Source organism: Pseudoalteromonas sp. MB41, assembly GCF_020966275.1.
Taxonomy (GTDB): Bacteria; Pseudomonadota; Gammaproteobacteria; order Enterobacterales; family Alteromonadaceae; genus Pseudoalteromonas; species Pseudoalteromonas lipolytica.
Genome location: NZ_JAJJZF010000002.1, coordinates 38,260 through 55,224, shown reverse-complemented (window position 1 = coordinate 55,224; position 16,965 = coordinate 38,260). Strand labels below are relative to the sequence as shown.

Genomic DNA, 16,965 nt, shown 5'->3' with positions numbered 1-16,965 from the left:
CTCCTAAAACTCAACTGATTGCTTAATCGCAGCAAGCACTTTGTGCGCATCTGGCACATATTCTTTTTCAAGGGCGAGTGGGTACGGCGTATCTAAACCACACACACGCGCAATTGGCGACTCTAAGTGTAAGAAACACTCTTGTTGAATAGTCGCAACAATCTCGGCCCCAAAACCATTGGTAATTGGCGCTTCGTGGCTAACAATTAGGCGTCCTGTTTTAGTAACAGATTTAGCAATTGTTTCAACGTCCCAAGGTAAAATTGTACGTAAGTCAATAACTTCACAACTTATACCCTGTTCAGCTGCTTTTTTCGCTGCGTCTTCAATGATTTCCATCTGCGCACCCCAAGCAAGTAAGGTAACGTCAGTACCTTCTTGAACAACTTCGGCTTTACCAAGCTCAATGCTGTAATCTTCTTCAGGCACTTCACCGGTTGATGCACGGTATAAACGCTTAGGCTCAAAGAAAAGAACCGGGTTGTTGTCCTTGATTGATGCACGTAATAAACCTTTAGCTTGATAAGGGTTACGTGGCACAACCAATTTTAAACCTGGGGTATGTGCAAAATAAGCTTCAGGCGATTGTGAATGATATAAACCACCTGCAATCCCGCCACCATACGGCGTGCGAATTGTTAAATTACCCACGTTAAATTCATTACCACTGCGGTAACGGAATTTAGCTGATTCATTCACAATTTGGTCAAATGCAGGGAAAATATAATCAGCAAATTGAATTTCTGCTAATGCAGGCGCACCGAATGCAGCAAGGCCATTGGCAAAACCTAAAATACCTTGCTCAGTCAAAGGTGTATTGAATACACGATGCTTACCGTATTTCTCTTGTAAGCCTGAGGTTGCACGGAATACACCACCAAAATAGCCAACATCTTCACCAAAAATACAGGCATTTGGGTGCTCTGCCATGGTAATATCAAGGGCAGAATTAATTGCATGAAGCATGTTCATTTTAGCCATTACTTTAATCTCCCTGCAGTCGTTGGATAAGCATCAGGATGCTGCAAAATGTGTTGTTTTAATTCTTCGTATTGTTTTTGCAGTGATGGAATTGGCGTATCGTATACATCAGAGATAAGTTCTTCTAACGCTGGTTTCGCCACTTTTTCTGCACGTTTAAGTGCCGCTAAAATTTCTTCACGAATGGTTTCTTTATCTTTCGCATCTTGGGCTTCATCTAACCACCCCTGCTTAAGTAACCACTTGCGAAAACGCTCAATTGGGCAACCTTGATGTTTGGCTTCTTCGTCTTTACTGCGGTAACCACTTGGATCATCACTCGTAGAGTGTGCACCTAGTCGATAAGCAATCGACTCAATCAGTACCGGCTCACCATGGGTTGTAACGATTTCACGTGCTTTCTTAGTCGCAGCATAGACAGCAAGTGCATCTGCACCGTCAACTCGAATAGTTTTAATGCCATAACCAACACCGCGTGATGCAATACCGTCACCTTTAAATTGCTCATCTGCAGGCGTTGAAATCGCATAGCCATTGTTACGTGCAAAAAAGATAACAGGCGCTTTATGAACCGCAGCCATATTCAAACCAGCATGGAAATCACCTTCTGAGGCAGCACCTTCACCAAAATAACAAATAGTGATGTTATCAATCGTGCTGTTTAAATCACCCGTTTCTGCATCAATGTGACGTACTTTTTGACCGTATGCGTAACCCGTAGCCTGCGGGATTTGTGTCCCTAGCGGCGACGATATAGTCATATAGTTAAGTTCGCGAGAGCCATAGTGTATTGGCATTTGGCGACCTTTACCTAAGTCTTTCTCATTCGAGAACATCTGATTCATAAATTGGTCTAGGCTAAAACCACGATAACGTAATGCCGCTTGTTCGCGGTACTGCGCCATAATCATGTCATTTTGATCAAGCGCTGCAGCCGAGGCAGTCACCGCCGCTTCTTCGCCTAAACATTGCATATAAAAACTAACACGACCTTGACGCTGTGCCGCTTGCATACGCTCATCAAGCGCACGAATAAATCGCATTGTCTCATAAAGACGAATTGCGGTGTCTTTGTCGATATCAGGTGCTGTTGCACCTTCATAGATGTCGCCTTCCTCATTAAGAATGCTTAATGTAGGGATTTTTAATGCGTGACCATCAATAAATGACAGTTCATGATTAATATTCAGCGATACGTTATTTGGATTACTCATAACCTACCTTCTTTCGTTGTCAGATACATACGCTACTGCCCTTATTTGAATTTTTATCAGCAAAAGCTGTAAGGATAAAGTTTGCGTAATTTTCAATCTATTTAAATTAAACTGCCGACACTTTACGTTAACGTAAGTTGTTATTCAACTAATCATAGACGAATAGTCGATAAATCGCTAAACATGCATGGAAAGTTAACTATACAACAATAAATTTTATTTAATATCATATAGTTAACTGTATTTTGGTGGGTGTAAATGCAACTATTTTAAATAAAGTTGCTATCAACTTGCATTGGAATAACCGTCAATAATGCACGCTGACCTAAGGCTACATCAGCATTTGGGAAGATTATAGCTTCACCCTCAACCTCAGCCACATACCTGGTCTGACCATCAGTTGCTAATAATTCACCTTTCGCAAAGCCCGTAAAATTTTCTACGTCATCTGCGAATGGAAAACTAAAGTCTTCGCACGTTCGGTTTATTGTTCTATAAACTGAAAAAAGCTCAAAATCAGATGCATTAAAACAACCATATTCAACACTTTCTTGACTAATTAATGCAATTAAAGTTTCTTTGGTTTTCGCAAAGCGTGACATATCATTCTCACCAAACGCTTTAACTTGACCGAGCTCAACGGTAAATGAGTCAGCGCCATGGACAAATGACGAGTAGTAGCTAAAGGTTGTCGCTGCCGACTTCATCATTAATACGGTGTTTACGCCACAGCTTAATAAAAACTGCAATTGTGATTTTTTCCACGGTTTGCCATGTAAGTACGGATACACAGCAAATTTTTCATTTTTTGAACCACGAATAGCAGTATGCAAATCATAATGACAACGCGCGCTACCTTCGCTGCCACGACTGAAAAAGTCACTGACAACATCTTCTAATTGTTTTGCGCGCACACGCTCAGGGTTTGAAGCAATGCCCTCTTGGGTATGATGACCATTGAATAAACGATTTAAGTTTTCTTCAACAAATCGCTTACCGATATTTATTGATTTTGGGTTACCAAAAATAAACAGCACGCGTTGTTTTAAGGTCATCTCTTCTTTAATTATTGCACTAATTAACTGATCGCAAATTTCAATCGGCGCTGTTTCATTACCGTGTATCGCACTTGATAACACAATATCTTTATTGCTTGCTGTTGCAGGCTGAAACTCGATAATCCCTGTGTCATGGACAGTCACATTTGTCCCATTCGTTAACGTGAATGATGAATAAGGTAATGAAAATTCGTTTTCACGAGTTAAGCTTAGAAAATCACCCGACGCTTTAAGCGCATCCAGGTAAGTAGCTGATGAGTAGCTCATGGTCTGATCCTAATATTACGTGAGAGTAGAATACAAAAACGGCTGATTAAATCAGCCGTTATAATAAAAAAGAAAGATAAATTAGCGGATAACAGAATCAACTAATTTTTTGGCTTCTTTTTCTAGTAATGCGAGGTGTTCTTCACCTTTGAATGATTCAAGGTAAATTTTATAAATATCTTCCGTACCTGAAGGCCGCGCAGCAAACCAACCATTTTCAGTTACGACTTTTAAACCACCTATCGCCGCGTTGTTACCCGGTGCATGGGTCAGCTTTTGAATGATTTCATCACCTGCAAGTGTATTGGCTTTCACATCGTCAGCTGATAACGCTTTTAGGCGCGATTTTTGTTCAGCATTCGCAGGCGCATCGATACGCTTATAAATCGGCGCACCAAACTCTTGTTCAAGCTCTTTGTAAAGCGCTGAAGGTGTTTTGCCTGTTACCGCTAAGATCTCAGCGGCTAGTAAGCCAAGAATGAAACCGTCTTTGTCTGTATTCCACACGGTACCATCAAAGCGCAAGAATGAGGCACCTGCACTTTCTTCGCCACCAAAGGCTAAAGCGCCACTACTTAACCCTTCAACAAACCATTTAAAGCCAACCGGCACTTCTTTTACTTTACGGTTGTTGCGCGCAACGACCTTATCAATCATGCCGCTTGAAACAAGCGTTTTGCCAATTGCCACATCTGCAGACCAATCGCGGTGATTTAATAAATAATCAATCGCAACAGCAAGGAAATGGTTCGGATTCATTAAACCATCCGGTGTCACAATACCGTGACGGTCGTAATCTGGGTCATTACCAATACTGATATCGTAATCGTCTTTCAGGGCAATTAAATTCGCCATGGCGTAAGGTGACGAGCAATCCATACGAATTTTACCGTCTTTATCAAGCGGCATAAATGCAAAACGTGGATCGATTGACTTATTTACGACCGTTAGGTCTAAATTGTATTTTTCGGCAATCACTGGCCAAAAGTTAATACCTGACCCCCCTAGTGGGTCGATACCAATTTTAATTTTAGCGTCACTGATGGCTTTCAAGTTAATGATATTCTCTAAATCATTAACGTACGGCGTGATCAAGTCTTGATATTTAATAAAGCCTGAGCGAGACGCTTTTGCAAAAGGAAATAACTCCACCTCAACAAGGTCTTCTAATAAGAGTTGATTTGCTCTGTCTTCAATCCATTTGGTAACGTCTGTATCTGCTGGGCCACCATTTGGCGGGTTATACTTAAAACCGCCATCTTCGGGTGGATTATGAGAAGGTGTAACAACAATCCCGTCAGCTAACTCATTTTGGTTCACTTTATTATGTGACACTACCGCGTGGCTAATTACCGGCGTTGGTGTGTATTCATCATTCTCTTGCGTAATCACTTGTACTTCATTAGCAACAAGGACTTCGATTGCAGAGTTAAATGCCGCTTCACTTAATGCGTGTGTATCTTTACCTAAGAAAAGTGGTCCAAAAATATCGTTTTCTTTACGAAAATCACAAATAGCCTGGGTGATCGCTAAAATATGCGACTCATTAAACTTTACATCGTACGAGCAACCACGATGGCCAGACGTACCAAAGGCAACGCAATGCTCTGGATTTTGTTCTAGGTCTGGTTCATTTAAATAGTAGGCTGAAACCAGCTTTGGTACATTGACTAAGCTTTCTTGAGGTGCAGTTTTACCTGCATCTGGATGAATCGCCATAATATTTCCTTATTGATTATAAGTAATCACGAATCTTTTCTGCTTCATCAGCCGTGTAACCAAGGCACAAGGCGACTTCATGAAGCATCATTTTTTTACGCGTAGTATTAGAGTTTGTCATCACCCAGTATTCTGTATCAGTGATGTTTTTCGGGTTCATACTGCTGCCACTTTCAAGTAACGCTTCTTTACTTGTGGCAAAATAAACGCGGTCACGTCCTTTAATTTCAAGCACGTTAACAAAATCGTCTTTATGTGTTCTGTACAAAGCAGCCAAAATAAATAAGAAACGGCCGACAACGCCTTTTTGCATCGCTAGCTCTTCTTTATTAAGCACATTGAATACATTACCTTTAGCGTATGTCGTTGCTGTGACAGCTGGTTGGCTTTTTGATTCAGGCGCTGCTGATTCTGTGTGTTGTTCCGTGTCTTCTTCTGATTCAACAACGCTGATTTCTTGTTCAGTGTTTGTCGTCGTTGAATGACTGGTCGTTAAAGTGCCATCAGAAAGGTTTAATAAACGACGCAAAATGGTTGATGCACTTTCACCAATACTTTGCGTATTACTCGCGATGTATTGATATAACTCGTCGTCTATGTCGATTTTTTTCATGTTATTCCTGTCTTTACGGGTCACATTTTAAAAGTTCGCAATGATTATACCTAAGCTCGCAGCAATTCTCTATGTTTTGCAATTTGTTATTTCACTAGGCAAAATAGCGCCACTTAAAATAGGAGCTAAAAATGCTATTAAATTACCAGCAAAGCGGCCAAGGTTCGCATGTTGTTTTGATCCACGGATTATTTGGTTCGCTAGAAAACTTAAATGTCATCGCGAAAGCACTGTCAGAAAATTACACAGTGACCAATATCGATTTACGTAATCATGGTAAATCATTCCACAGTGATAGCATGAACTATACGGTAATGGCTGCCGATGTTTTAGAGTTACTGAACCATTTAAATATCAATAAAGCACATATTGTTGGCCATTCAATGGGCGGTAAAGTGGCTATGCAATTAGCACTTAGCTACCCAGAACGCGTTGAAAAACTAGTGGTTATGGATATTTCGCCAGTGGCTAACAAACCTCGCCATAGCGCTATTTTCAAAGGTTTGAACGATGTTGCTAATTCTGCCGTTACAGATAGAAAAGCAGCCGACGAAATACTTGCCAAACAGATTCCCGAGCTTGGCGTACGCCAATTCTTATTAAAAAGTTTTGCCAAAAATGAACAAGGCCAGTATCAGTGGCGGTTTAACTTAGCTGTTTTAGACCAACAATATGAAAATATTTTAGCACAACTTGATGAAAATGATTCTTGTTTATGTGATACTTTATTCATTAAAGGGAATGATTCAGACTATATTTTAGCTGAACATCGCCCTGTTATTATGGCGTTATTTCCAAATTCAAAGGCAAAAATAATTCATGGTGCGGGTCATTGGCTTCATGCTCAAAAACCGCTTGCTGTAAATAAAGCAATCAGTGATTTTTTAGCCTCGAATTAACGTCGATAAAATTCACTGTTTTTGATCGTACGCACTAAATTAATACGATTTTGTGTGGTATAGTACGCGCCGTTTAATTTGAAGGTTTATACGTTGATGGTCAGTCAGTTAATTAACGAATTTGATACCTTAGGGTTGTATTTTGGCTTAGCCGGCATTTTCTTTTTTATTGGTATGGCAATTCAAGACGTACTAAAGAAAGGTGACGTGCCCCGATTTGGCCGATACATCGTTTGGTTAGTGCTATTTTTAGGCTGCTCTGGTTTTATAGCAAAAGGACTTATTCAAGTCTTCTGGCAAGGCGCAGGTGTAGGCTAGGCATGGCAAAGTCAGAAACAGATAGAACAACACCCGATTTATTTGAATACGAAAAGCGTCCTGGTAGACCAAAAACAAATCCCCTACCACGTGACATGCAGTTGAAAGTCAACAAACGTAATCAAATAAAACGAGACAAAGCACGTGGTTTAAAGCGTGTAGAATTTAAGGTTTCATCACAGTTATATCAAGCACTAAGCGATATGGCCGATGCGCAGAATATTAGCCGTAGCGCGTTGATTGAAACAATTTTACAAGAAAGATTGGCTATTGATAGATAGAAGGTTTTAAATCCATGTCAAGCGTAGGTATTTTTTTCGGAAGCGATACAGGCAATACTGAACACGTAGCAAAAATGATTCAGAAAGAATTAGGTAAAAAGCTCGTTGCTGTTCACGATATTGCAAAAAGTTCTAAAGAAGAGATTGCTGAATTCGATTTATTGTTATTCGGTATCCCCACTTGGTACTATGGCGAAGCGCAATGTGACTGGGATGATTTTTTCCCTGAGTTAGAAGAAGTAGACTTCGATGGTAAACTTGTTGCTATTTTTGGTTGCGGTGACCAAGAAGACTATGCTGAGTATTTCTTAGATGCGATGGGCATGATCAACGATATCGTTACTGAACGTGGTGCTATAGTTGTGGGTCACTGGCCTACTGAAGGTTACGACTTCGAAGCCTCAAAAGCGGTCATTGATGATAATCACTTTGTAGGCCTAGGCATTGATGAAGACCGTCAGCCAGAACTTACTGAAAAGCGTGTTAAAGAGTGGTGTGCTCAAGTTTATGAAGAAATGTGTTTAGCAGAACTTGCTGATTAATAACAAGTACTACTCGCATTTACTAGCTGATGTAAAGATGCACAACCAGTTCATTTTTGTCTAAAAAATCGGCAATTAAACGAATTGTTCTTTGCACTTAGTAACTAGGCACGTTATTCTAATATTTGCTAATGTGTCGTGTGCATCTTTATGATGCCTAGTATAAATAAATAAAATTGAGACAGATTTAATGACTGATCACAACTTGGAATTAAAAAAAGCAGGGTTAAAAGTAACACTGCCGCGTATTAAAATTTTAGAGATTCTACAATCTCCAGACAACCAACACATCAGCGCTGAAGATGTCTATAAAATTCTGTTAGACATTGGCGAAGAGATTGGTCTTGCAACTGTCTATCGTGTTTTAAACCAATTCGACGATGCAGGTATTGTATCTCGTCATCATTTTGAAGGTGGCAAGTCAGTTTTTGAATTATCGGGTAGTACTCACCACGATCACTTAGTGTGTTTAAAATGTGGTAAAGTTGTTGAGTTCGAAGATGATACGATTGAACGTCGCCAAGAAGAAATCGCAAAAGAGAACGGTATTAAACTAACAAACCACTCTCTTTACCTTTATGGTGAATGCGAAGACACTGCTAAGTGCAAAGAGTTCGCTGAATCAAATAGTTAAAATTTGATTTAGACATAAAAAAACCTGCATTAAGCAGGTTTTTTTATGTCTGTAGAAATTAATTAGATAATTTCTAGTAACTCAACATCAAAGATTAATGTTGAGAAAGGTGTGATTGCAGCACCTGCGCCACGCTCACCATAGGCAAGTTCGTGTGGTACGTATAAACGCCATTTTGAACCAGTACCCATCATTTGTACCGCTTCAGTCCAACCTTTGATAACACCGCTTACTGGGAATTCAGCAGGTTGACCACGCTCATAAGAGCTGTCAAAAACAGTACCGTTAATTAATGTACCGTGGTAATGAGCACGAATTGTAGACTCAGCAGTTGGCTTTTCACCCTCACCCGCTGTTAATACTTCGTACTGTAAGCCTGATTCAGTTACCGTAATTTCTGGACGTTTTGCATTTTCTTCTAAGAACGCAACACCTTCAGCAGCAAGTACTTTAGCTTCTTCTTCACGACGAGCTTGGATTTCTGCATTGATTTTTTCGAAAGCAGCTTGAATTGCAGGGATCTCAACTTGGAAATCACTTCCTGCGTATGCGTCTTTCATACCTTCAAAAACTGAGTTTAGGTTTAAACCTTCAAAAGGGTTAGCTTTAAGTTGCTCACCCATTTGTAAACCAATACCGTAGCTTGCTTTTTCAGCGTCTGTTGTAAAAATATCTGACATGTTTAAATTCACGTTTATTAGTTAAAAGATGCATTTATACTAACATAAAAAAACAACGAATAATGCTTAGTTTACTGCGTTTGCTCAGTGTTTAAACTAATTCGCTGCTTTATTTTTTCAATGACAAAGGTTGACGTTGGTAAACTTAAGATCATTGCGACAATAAAATAAACATCCATCAATCCTGCTTTACCGAGTATAACAAGTGGCACAATTAACAAGCCAACTGATGCGATATACAGTGCAGCTATAACAGGCCAATGCTTATCATATTTTCCAATTAAGTGACCAACCAGCACATTAAAACCGATGCCATAAGCAATCGATGTGAGTAAACCATGCTCTGGCTTTGCATCATGTGCCATAGCAACTAGAACATTCACGCCGCTATGATAAAAATAAGAAAAAACACTCCAAAGCAGAATATGTTTTATAAGGTGTTTAAAAGTAGACGAAGACTCGCTTGTTGACATGACTTATCTCCAGATAGCAAAAAACCGCCCTGTAGGCGGTTTTTTAAAAATAATGGTGGAGAGATAGGGATTTGAACCCTAGAGGGGCTACAAACCCCTGCCGGTTTTCAAGACCGGTGCATTCGACCACTCTGCCATCTCTCCGTACGGCGCGAATAATAGTGCTTACAGCTTTCATTGTAAAGACTTAACTGTAAAAAAGCCTAAAAAATTTAAATCAATAATATTGCTTTGGTCTGCGGGCAATCCATGAACAAATTAAACAGACGAATAAACTGATTAGTGCAAAGCCGAGTGTTTGAACAATAATGTCTATTTTATTCATATTGTGATTTGGCACAATCACGAGTAAAAAGGCCGGTAGACTGCTAAACGTTAAAACATAACAACAGACTTTAAACGCACGCCCAAAATCAAAACGTTTTGTACTGTGCATCCACCAGGTAAGTAGAAACAAAACACCGACCGCTGATAAACCTAAAAACTGAGGTGCTTTTGTCGAGAGTGCAACAAACAAAGTGATCACTGCACCAACAATGCCCCAAAGAGACCAAGCGAACCAATTTTCTTTTTCACGTAAAAATAAGTTTCCCATTTTTCTCGTCTTCTTTATCGTTATTTTTCTAAGACTATCCATACGTTAACAAAAAACAACCGATTAAAAAACATACTGAAGAAGAATAATTAAGTTTTTGCATCCAAGCGCTTCTTACAGCAAAGCCACAACTTGAAAAAAAGTAACATAAGCAAGCTTAATCAGGTATGACTCTTGTGATGCTAAAAAGTTCCCTTAACTTACAGTTTCTCAAAAAAAGTGTCTGGTTTATGACGAATGGGCTTTTTAATATCTACCTCAGGTGTGCCTATATACAAGTAGCCGACAATTTCATCCTCTGCTTTGCAACCAAGCGCGTGTTTAACAGCTGGACTTTGCGCAAAGTAGCCTGTGCGCCAAATGCCACCTAATCCCTGAGCGAATGCAGCTTGTTGCATTGCTAACACAGCGCACCCAGCACTTTGCACCTGCTCTATGCGCGGTACTTTTGGGTTTTCTTTTACATCGGCAATTGCGATTATCACCATAGGTGCTCTGAGGGGGAGCTCTTTTGCCCGTTCAATTACGCGGTCATCTTGCTGCTCTTCGATAGCGGCTTGGTGATAGATCTCACCTAATTTATGGCGTGCTTCGCCTTCCACCACGATAAAACGCCACGGCGCAATACAACCATGATCGGGGACTTTAATCGCAGCGCGCTGAATAATTGAAAGCTGTTCTTCTGTTGGACCCGGTGAAATTAAACGTGGATCTGACTGTCGTGTTTGTAAAAGCGTTAAAGCGTCCATTATTATTCCGTAAATTCTTAAATACGATGCCCGTTAATACAGGCAATAAAATGTAAGCTTATCATTTAACTTCATTATCAATAAAGCGATTACAGTACTTTCTGCTAAACCAGTAATCGAGACTGACATAGCGTCCCCCGCCTGTAAAAAATAGGCTTAACAGCATCGCAAAATAAATAACAGAAAACTCCATTCCGTTATTTAAAATCACAGGGCGCCCTGTTTCATATAAATAATCAGTAAAACCGTGGGTTTCTAATAAGTCGCGCATTTTTGTTAAGCGCTCAGCTGCCGCAGAGGAGTTGTCTAAGCTTGCTTGTGCACCTGGTATTTGTAGCCAGCTTAATACTCTTGCAGGACTGGTACTGGCATCTGTAGGCGTGACAGCAAACCAGCCATTATCACCGTGTACGCTAGTCGCAGCCACACACATCGTGATCATTAATGGAATAGCTGTAAGACGTGTAAACAGCCCCAAAAATAGCAGTATACCGCCAAGAAACTCTGCCCATGCGGCCAAAAATGCCAGTAGTGCAGGCATCGGTAAACCTAAGCCCCATTCTTTGTTACCAAACCATGTAACGATGTCATCAGATGCGAGAAAATATTGGTAAAAATGCGAAACATCTCCGCTCAACGCTAACTTGTTAAATCCAGCGATTATCATCACCGGCGCTAAGATTAAGCGAAAAATTAAAGCGGGTATCCCCTCTAAACACTGCAGACGTTTGAAGATTGTTTGGTAGGTATGTGTAATGTGCATAGCGGTCTCATGACTAAAATAGATTAATCAATAAGACCGCTAACAATGTGGTTATCTTTCAGTTAGATTTTGCGTGCGACTTGCAATGCTTCAAAAATAGCGCGTTTTGCATCAATGGCCGCGGCCAGTTTTGCACCACCTATCACATGCACTTTTGCGTTTTCAGCCTCCGCTGCAAATGGTTCACTGTTAGACACCTGACCAATACAGGCAATCACTGTATCAACATCAAGTATCTGTTCTTCACCCTTTACGGTAATCTTTAACCCTTGGTTATCAAAACTGATGTACTGGCAGTCAGCAATTTGTTTAACACCATGCTGTTTTGCTACTTGGCGGTGGATCCAACCCGTCGTTTTACCCAGCTCACTGCCAAAGCGACCTGAGCTTCGTTTTAGCATATAAATTTGGCGATTATCTTTGTGAGGTTGTGGCTCACACTCTATTCCCCATTGAGTTTTAAACTCTTCAATGGTTTGATCTTTATGCTCACTTAAAAAGGCCACCATATCGAAACCGATACCTCCAGCGCCTAATATCGCAATTTTTTCACCCAGTTCAACCTCACCTCTAATCACTTCATCGTAGGCAAAAACACGCTTACCATCAGCACATTCAATTTTAGCTTCACGAGGTCTAACACCGGTCGCAAAGACAACATCATCGTATTGATTTAGCATGTTATCTGAAAACTCAGTGCCCAATTTTAATTCAACATTTAAACGCTTAAGTTCATTAGTGAAATAATTTAGCGTGTGATTAAAATCTTCTTTTCCGGGTATTTGCATGGCTAAATTAAACTGGCCGCCCATTTGCTCTTTACGCTCAATGAGCGTTACTTTGTGCCCTTTTTGCGCTAAATAGCAACTCGCAGCAAGGCCAGCTGGTCCTGCACCTACCACTAACACTAAACGTGATGACGCGGCTTTTTCTAGGCTATATTCAAGCTCAAATGCAGCTTGAGGGTTCACTAAACAGGTCGCACGTTTATTTTTAAATACGTGGTCTAAACAACCCTGATTACAACCAATACAAATATTTATCTGCTCAGTTTTATTATTTACGTATTTATTAAAAAACTCAGGATCAGCTAAAAGTGGTCTTGCCATCGAAATAAGGTCTGACTCTCCTGCCGCTAAAATACTATTAGCAATCTGTGGGGTGTTAATACGGTTTACCGCAACCACAGGAACTGAGACCGTGTCTTTTAAACGTTTTGACGCCTCTTTAAATGCGCCAGGAGGAACCATACTGGCAATCGTTGGAACGCGAGCCTCATGCCAACCTATACCTGTATTAAAGATATCAACGCCGGCTTCTTCAAGCGCCAAAGCTTGTTGCTTTACTTCATCAGGAGTAGAACCGTCAGGAACTAAATCCATCACTGATAAACGAAAAATAATAATAAATTTTTCACTGACTTTTGCGCGTACTGCTTTCACTATTTCAACAGCTAGGCGCATTCGGTTTTCTAAGCTACCACCATAAGCATCATTTCGCTTATTAGTATGATTCGCCATAAACTCATTAATTAAGTAGCCTTCTGAGCCCATGATCTCAACACCATCGTAGCCCGCCTTTTCGGCTAAGCGCGCTGAGCTTGCAAAATCTTTTATGGTTTTTTTAATGGCACCAAGCGACATCGCCTTTGGTTTGTATGGGTTTATTGGCGCTTTAATCGCACTAGGAGCATGATTAAATGGATGGTAGGCATAACGCCCTGCATGCAAAAGCTGTAAACAAATTTTCCCACCATGCTGGTGTACTGCTTCAGTGTAAGCACGGTGTTTAACAACGTCATAATATGAGCTAAACGTTGATGCAAAAGGAGTAAGTTTACCGCGTAAATTCGGACTATACCCGCCGGTAATAATTAAGCCTGTGCCTCCTTTAGCACGTGCTTCATAAAATGCGCGTAACCGTTTACGATTATGCCAGCCCTCTTCAAGACCGGTGTGCATTGAGCCCATAACCAAACGATTACGAAGTTCGGTATGCGGTAATTGTAATTTTTGTTCTAACATTGTCTGCCCCGTTAACTGGTCGAACCTCTATGATGTTTAGATTCTGCGGTAATAACCCAGAATAATCAACTTTTAGCGAGTAATTAACTGTCGCAATTTCTCGTTTTAAACACTCTGTTACTATTTAACAGTTAAATTTCAGATTATTCTAAGCTAAGATGGGATTACTACTAAGCTGTACTGAATTAAGGAATTATTTTGCTAGCAAAGATATTTAAAGGCATATGGACTGGGATAAACTTTTCCCGCCGTTTGGTTCTAAACCTATTATTTTTAATACTAGTAATACTCTTTATTGTCGCTATTACTAGCGAAGAAGACAAAGTTAAAGTCGCGGATGGAACCGTACTGCGCCTAAACTTAAATGGCCCTATCGTTGAAGAGAAAACCTATGTTGACCCTGTAGAAGCAGCCATTAATGATGCGACTATGGGCAAAGAAGCACCTTCTGAGATTTTGCTTGATGATATTATTGAAGTTATCAACCAAGCTGCAAAAGATGACCGTATCTCTGTTATGTTGCTAGATCTTCAAAAAATGCCAAGCGCGCATATCAATAAGCTTAAACAAATAACAAAAGCGATTGATGAGTTCAAAAACGCTGGTAAACAAGTTATTGCTACAGGCTATTACTACACTCAAGCACAGTACTATATTGCAGCGCATGCCAATGAAGTGTCTATGCACCCTTATGGTGGTGTAAGCATTGAAGGTTACGGCATGTTCCCGCTTTACTTTAAAGACGCCCTTGAAAAGCTAAAAGTAACACAGCATATTTTCCGTGTAGGTACGTACAAGTCAGCAGTTGAACCATTTATTCGTAATGATATGTCAGATGCAGCAAAAGAAGCCAACCAAGTATGGTTAACTGCACTTTGGAACGAATATAAGTCAGATGTTGCCGCTTCTCGCCCATTTGATGAAAGTAACTTTGACGAAGATATGGATGTTTACCTTGCAAAAATGCAAGCAGTGGATGGAAATTCAGGTGACTATGCCTTAAACAATCAATGGGTTGATTCACTAAAAACATCTCAACAAATTCGCCAGCAACTTATTGACCTAGTCGGTACAGAAGAAACCGGTAAAACATTTAAGCAAGTGAGCTTCCGTGAATATTTATCGCTGGTTAAACCTCCTATCGAATTTGATAACCCTATTACCGAAAAAGTAGCGGTAGTTGTTGCAAAAGGCACGATTGTTGATGGTGAACGTAAAGCCGGTGAAATTGGCGGTGATTCTACCGCAGCCCTACTTCGCAAAGCGCGCTTAGATGATAAAGTAAAAGCTGTGGTTCTGCGTATTGACTCAGGTGGTGGTAGCATGTTTGCCTCTGAGGTTATTCGTGCTGAAGTTCTGGCACTTAAAGCCGCAGGAAAACCGGTTATTGCGTCAATGAGTTCTGTTGCGGCCTCGGGGGGGTATTGGATTGCCTCTGCTGCAAATGAGATTTGGGCAGCGCCAAGTACGATTACAGGTTCAATCGGTGTTTTTGGTACTTTCATGACATTTGAAAACACCATGGCTGAGTTAGGTATCTATTCAGATGGTGTTGCAACCACTGATTTAGCAGGCTTCTCTATTGCTCGCCCACTGGATGAAAAAATGGCCGACATCATTCAACTCAGTGTAGAAAATGCCTACAAACGCTTCTTAAACGTTGTAGCCGAAGCGCGAAATATGACTCCTGAGCAAGTTGATAAAATTGCCCAAGGGCGTGTGTGGATTGCCACTCAGGCGAAAGAGCTTGGCTTAGTTGATAAACTAGGTGACAAACAAGATGCGATTGAAGCTGCAGCAGAACTTGCAAAATTAAAGCATTACGATGTTAAAACCATCAAACAATCTTTAACACCCCAAGAGCAAATGCTACAGGATATTTTTGGTACCGCTGCTGTACAAGCATTCTTAGCTAAGTCGCAGTCTTCTGACTCTGTGCTTGCAACACAAGCTAACTTACAAAGCCTTGTTAAGCAGTTGAGTAGTGAAATTGATAATTTAAAAGATTACAACGACCCACAAGGTGTCTATGCACGCTGTTTAGTGTGTAATGTAATTCAATAAGTTACTAACTAACGCGATTTTAGGTATACTAAGCCCAGTTAATTTACTGGGCTTTTTTATGAAACGTAAACGTATATATATCGCCTATACAGGCGGCACAATCGGGATGAAAAAATCGAGCCGGGGCTATGTTCCTGCTGAAGGCTTTTTAACCGAAACAGTGGTCAACAATGCTGAGTTTAATCGTGATGAAATGCCTTTATTTGATATTCACGAATACTGCCCTTTGATTGATTCATCCGATATGTCACCGGCACATTGGCAACTTATTGCTGACGATATCAAAAGTAAATACCAAGACTATGATGGCTTTGTCGTATTACATGGCACTGACACAATGGCCTACACGGCATCGGCTTTATCGTTTATGTTTGAAAATTTGACCAAACCCGTGATTGTCACAGGCTCACAAATTCCTTTGTCACAGCTTCGCTCTGATGGTCAAGTTAATTTACTAAACGCTATGTACTTAGCAGCGAATTACCCTATTGCTGAAGTCAGCCTGTTTTTCAATAACCAACTGTTCCGTGGTAATAGAGCAACAAAAGCACACGCAGATGGTTTTGACGCGTTTGCTTCACCTAACCTTGAACCGTTAGCGTTATCAGGTATCAATATACAATTAATCAAGGGGCAATTGAGCCCGTATGTCGATAACGAACTGCAAGTATCTAACATTACTCCACAACCAATTGGCGTGCTGTATTTATATCCGGGGATCAGTCCTGAGGTTGTAAAAAGCTTGGTTAACGATAACATTAAAGCGCTTGTATTATTAAGCTTTGGCGTTGGCAATGCACCACAAGACCCTGCCTTTCTAGACATCCTCAATGAGGCTAGTAAGCGTGGCATGGTGATTGTTAATCTTACCCAGTGTTTAAAAGGACATGTCAACATGGGCGGGTATGCCACCGGTAATGCATTACTCAACTGTGGTGTTATCAGTGGCTATGACATGACTTTAGAAGCCTGTTTAACAAAGTTACATTACTTATTTAGCCAAAAGCTTGAAGTTGAAACAGTGCGCCATCTTATGCAAGACAACCTACGTGGTGAGTTGAGTCGATAAAATTAACGTTTTAGATATTAAA

At 40.5% G+C, this 16,965-nt stretch carries 18 protein-coding genes and 1 tRNA gene; 7 read left to right on the top strand and 12 right to left on the bottom strand.

The features are described 5' to 3' along the window. Positions 1–3: 3 nt before the first annotated feature. The 5 genes from LPA49_RS03870 to seqA form a co-directional block, all read right to left on the bottom strand. Positions 4–981, bottom strand: coding sequence for an alpha-ketoacid dehydrogenase subunit beta (locus LPA49_RS03870; protein ID WP_036968262.1), 978 nt, complete (start codon positions 979–981; stop codon positions 4–6). Next, complete coding sequence (locus LPA49_RS03865) at positions 981–2,195, bottom strand: thiamine pyrophosphate-dependent dehydrogenase E1 component subunit alpha (protein ID WP_036968259.1); 1,215 nt, start codon at positions 2,193–2,195, stop codon at positions 981–983. Before LPA49_RS03865 ends, LPA49_RS03870 begins: the two co-directional genes overlap by 1 nt. A gap of 269 nt (positions 2,196–2,464) precedes the next feature. Continuing rightward, positions 2,465–3,520 (bottom strand): succinylglutamate desuccinylase, encoded by a 1,056-nt coding sequence (astE, locus tag LPA49_RS03860; RefSeq protein WP_180310851.1) that lies wholly within the window; start codon positions 3,518–3,520, stop codon positions 2,465–2,467. Between the two features lie 81 nt (positions 3,521–3,601). Beyond that, the gene (pgm, locus tag LPA49_RS03855) at positions 3,602–5,239 is read right to left on the bottom strand and encodes a phosphoglucomutase (alpha-D-glucose-1,6-bisphosphate-dependent) (protein ID WP_075593545.1); all 1,638 of its coding nucleotides are present in this window, start codon (positions 5,237–5,239) and stop codon (positions 3,602–3,604) included. 16 nt (positions 5,240–5,255) lie between these two features. Next, positions 5,256–5,852, bottom strand: coding sequence for a replication initiation negative regulator SeqA (gene seqA / locus LPA49_RS03850; protein WP_036968250.1), 597 nt, complete (start codon positions 5,850–5,852; stop codon positions 5,256–5,258). 131 nt (positions 5,853–5,983) lie between these two features. Here seqA and LPA49_RS03845 point away from each other — a divergent pair, with 131 nt between their 5' ends. The 5 genes from LPA49_RS03845 (at position 5,984) to fur (ending at position 8,526) form a co-directional block, all read left to right on the top strand. Next, entirely contained in the window at positions 5,984–6,751 is a 768-nt protein-coding gene (locus LPA49_RS03845) for an alpha/beta fold hydrolase (RefSeq protein WP_036968246.1), read from the top strand. Positions 6,752–6,847: 96 nt separating this feature from the next. Next, positions 6,848–7,069 (top strand): DUF2788 domain-containing protein, encoded by a 222-nt coding sequence (locus LPA49_RS03840; protein ID WP_036968243.1) that lies wholly within the window; start codon positions 6,848–6,850, stop codon positions 7,067–7,069. A gap of 2 nt (positions 7,070–7,071) precedes the next feature. Continuing rightward, positions 7,072–7,350, top strand: a complete 279-nt coding sequence (ybfE, locus tag LPA49_RS03835) for a LexA regulated protein (protein WP_004586673.1) — start codon at positions 7,072–7,074, stop codon at positions 7,348–7,350. Between the two features lie 14 nt (positions 7,351–7,364). Beyond that, entirely contained in the window at positions 7,365–7,892 is a 528-nt protein-coding gene (fldA, locus tag LPA49_RS03830) for a flavodoxin FldA (RefSeq protein ID WP_036968238.1), read from the top strand. 190 nt (positions 7,893–8,082) lie between these two features. Further along, positions 8,083–8,526, top strand: a complete 444-nt coding sequence (gene fur / locus LPA49_RS03825; RefSeq protein ID WP_036968236.1) for a ferric iron uptake transcriptional regulator — start codon at positions 8,083–8,085, stop codon at positions 8,524–8,526. A gap of 62 nt (positions 8,527–8,588) precedes the next feature. Here the strand turns inward: fur and LPA49_RS03820 are convergent, their stop codons facing one another. The 7 genes from LPA49_RS03820 to LPA49_RS03790 form a co-directional block, all read right to left on the bottom strand. Further along, positions 8,589–9,206 (bottom strand): FKBP-type peptidyl-prolyl cis-trans isomerase, encoded by a 618-nt coding sequence (locus LPA49_RS03820; protein WP_180310852.1) that lies wholly within the window; start codon positions 9,204–9,206, stop codon positions 8,589–8,591. 71 nt (positions 9,207–9,277) lie between these two features. Next, a complete protein-coding gene (locus tag LPA49_RS03815) occupies positions 9,278–9,679 on the bottom strand; it encodes a hypothetical protein (protein ID WP_051501762.1) in 402 nt (133 codons plus the stop codon). Positions 9,680–9,732: 53 nt separating this feature from the next. Next, positions 9,733–9,823: transfer RNA gene (locus tag LPA49_RS03810), tRNA-Ser, on the bottom strand. Positions 9,824–9,896: 73 nt separating this feature from the next. Then, positions 9,897–10,274 carry a hypothetical protein gene (locus tag LPA49_RS03805; RefSeq protein WP_036968230.1) on the bottom strand — a complete coding sequence of 126 codons (378 nt, stop codon included), beginning with the start codon at positions 10,272–10,274 and terminating at the stop codon, positions 9,897–9,899. 200 nt (positions 10,275–10,474) lie between these two features. Beyond that, complete coding sequence (locus tag LPA49_RS03800; protein WP_074989591.1) at positions 10,475–11,023, bottom strand: NAD(P)H nitroreductase; 549 nt, start codon at positions 11,021–11,023, stop codon at positions 10,475–10,477. Between the two features lie 61 nt (positions 11,024–11,084). After that, positions 11,085–11,786, bottom strand: coding sequence for a DoxX family protein (locus tag LPA49_RS03795; protein WP_180310853.1), 702 nt, complete (start codon positions 11,784–11,786; stop codon positions 11,085–11,087). 62 nt (positions 11,787–11,848) lie between these two features. Next, positions 11,849–13,810, bottom strand: coding sequence for an FAD-dependent oxidoreductase (locus LPA49_RS03790; RefSeq protein WP_036968222.1), 1,962 nt, complete (start codon positions 13,808–13,810; stop codon positions 11,849–11,851). 198 nt (positions 13,811–14,008) lie between these two features. Here LPA49_RS03790 and sppA point away from each other — a divergent pair, with 198 nt between their 5' ends. Together sppA and ansA are read left to right on the top strand one after the other, a co-directional pair. After that, complete coding sequence (gene sppA / locus LPA49_RS03785) at positions 14,009–15,874, top strand: signal peptide peptidase SppA (RefSeq protein WP_180310854.1); 1,866 nt, start codon at positions 14,009–14,011, stop codon at positions 15,872–15,874. Positions 15,875–15,932: 58 nt separating this feature from the next. Beyond that, complete coding sequence (gene ansA / locus LPA49_RS03780) at positions 15,933–16,943, top strand: asparaginase (RefSeq protein ID WP_036968216.1); 1,011 nt, start codon at positions 15,933–15,935, stop codon at positions 16,941–16,943. Positions 16,944–16,965 lie beyond the last annotated feature (22 nt).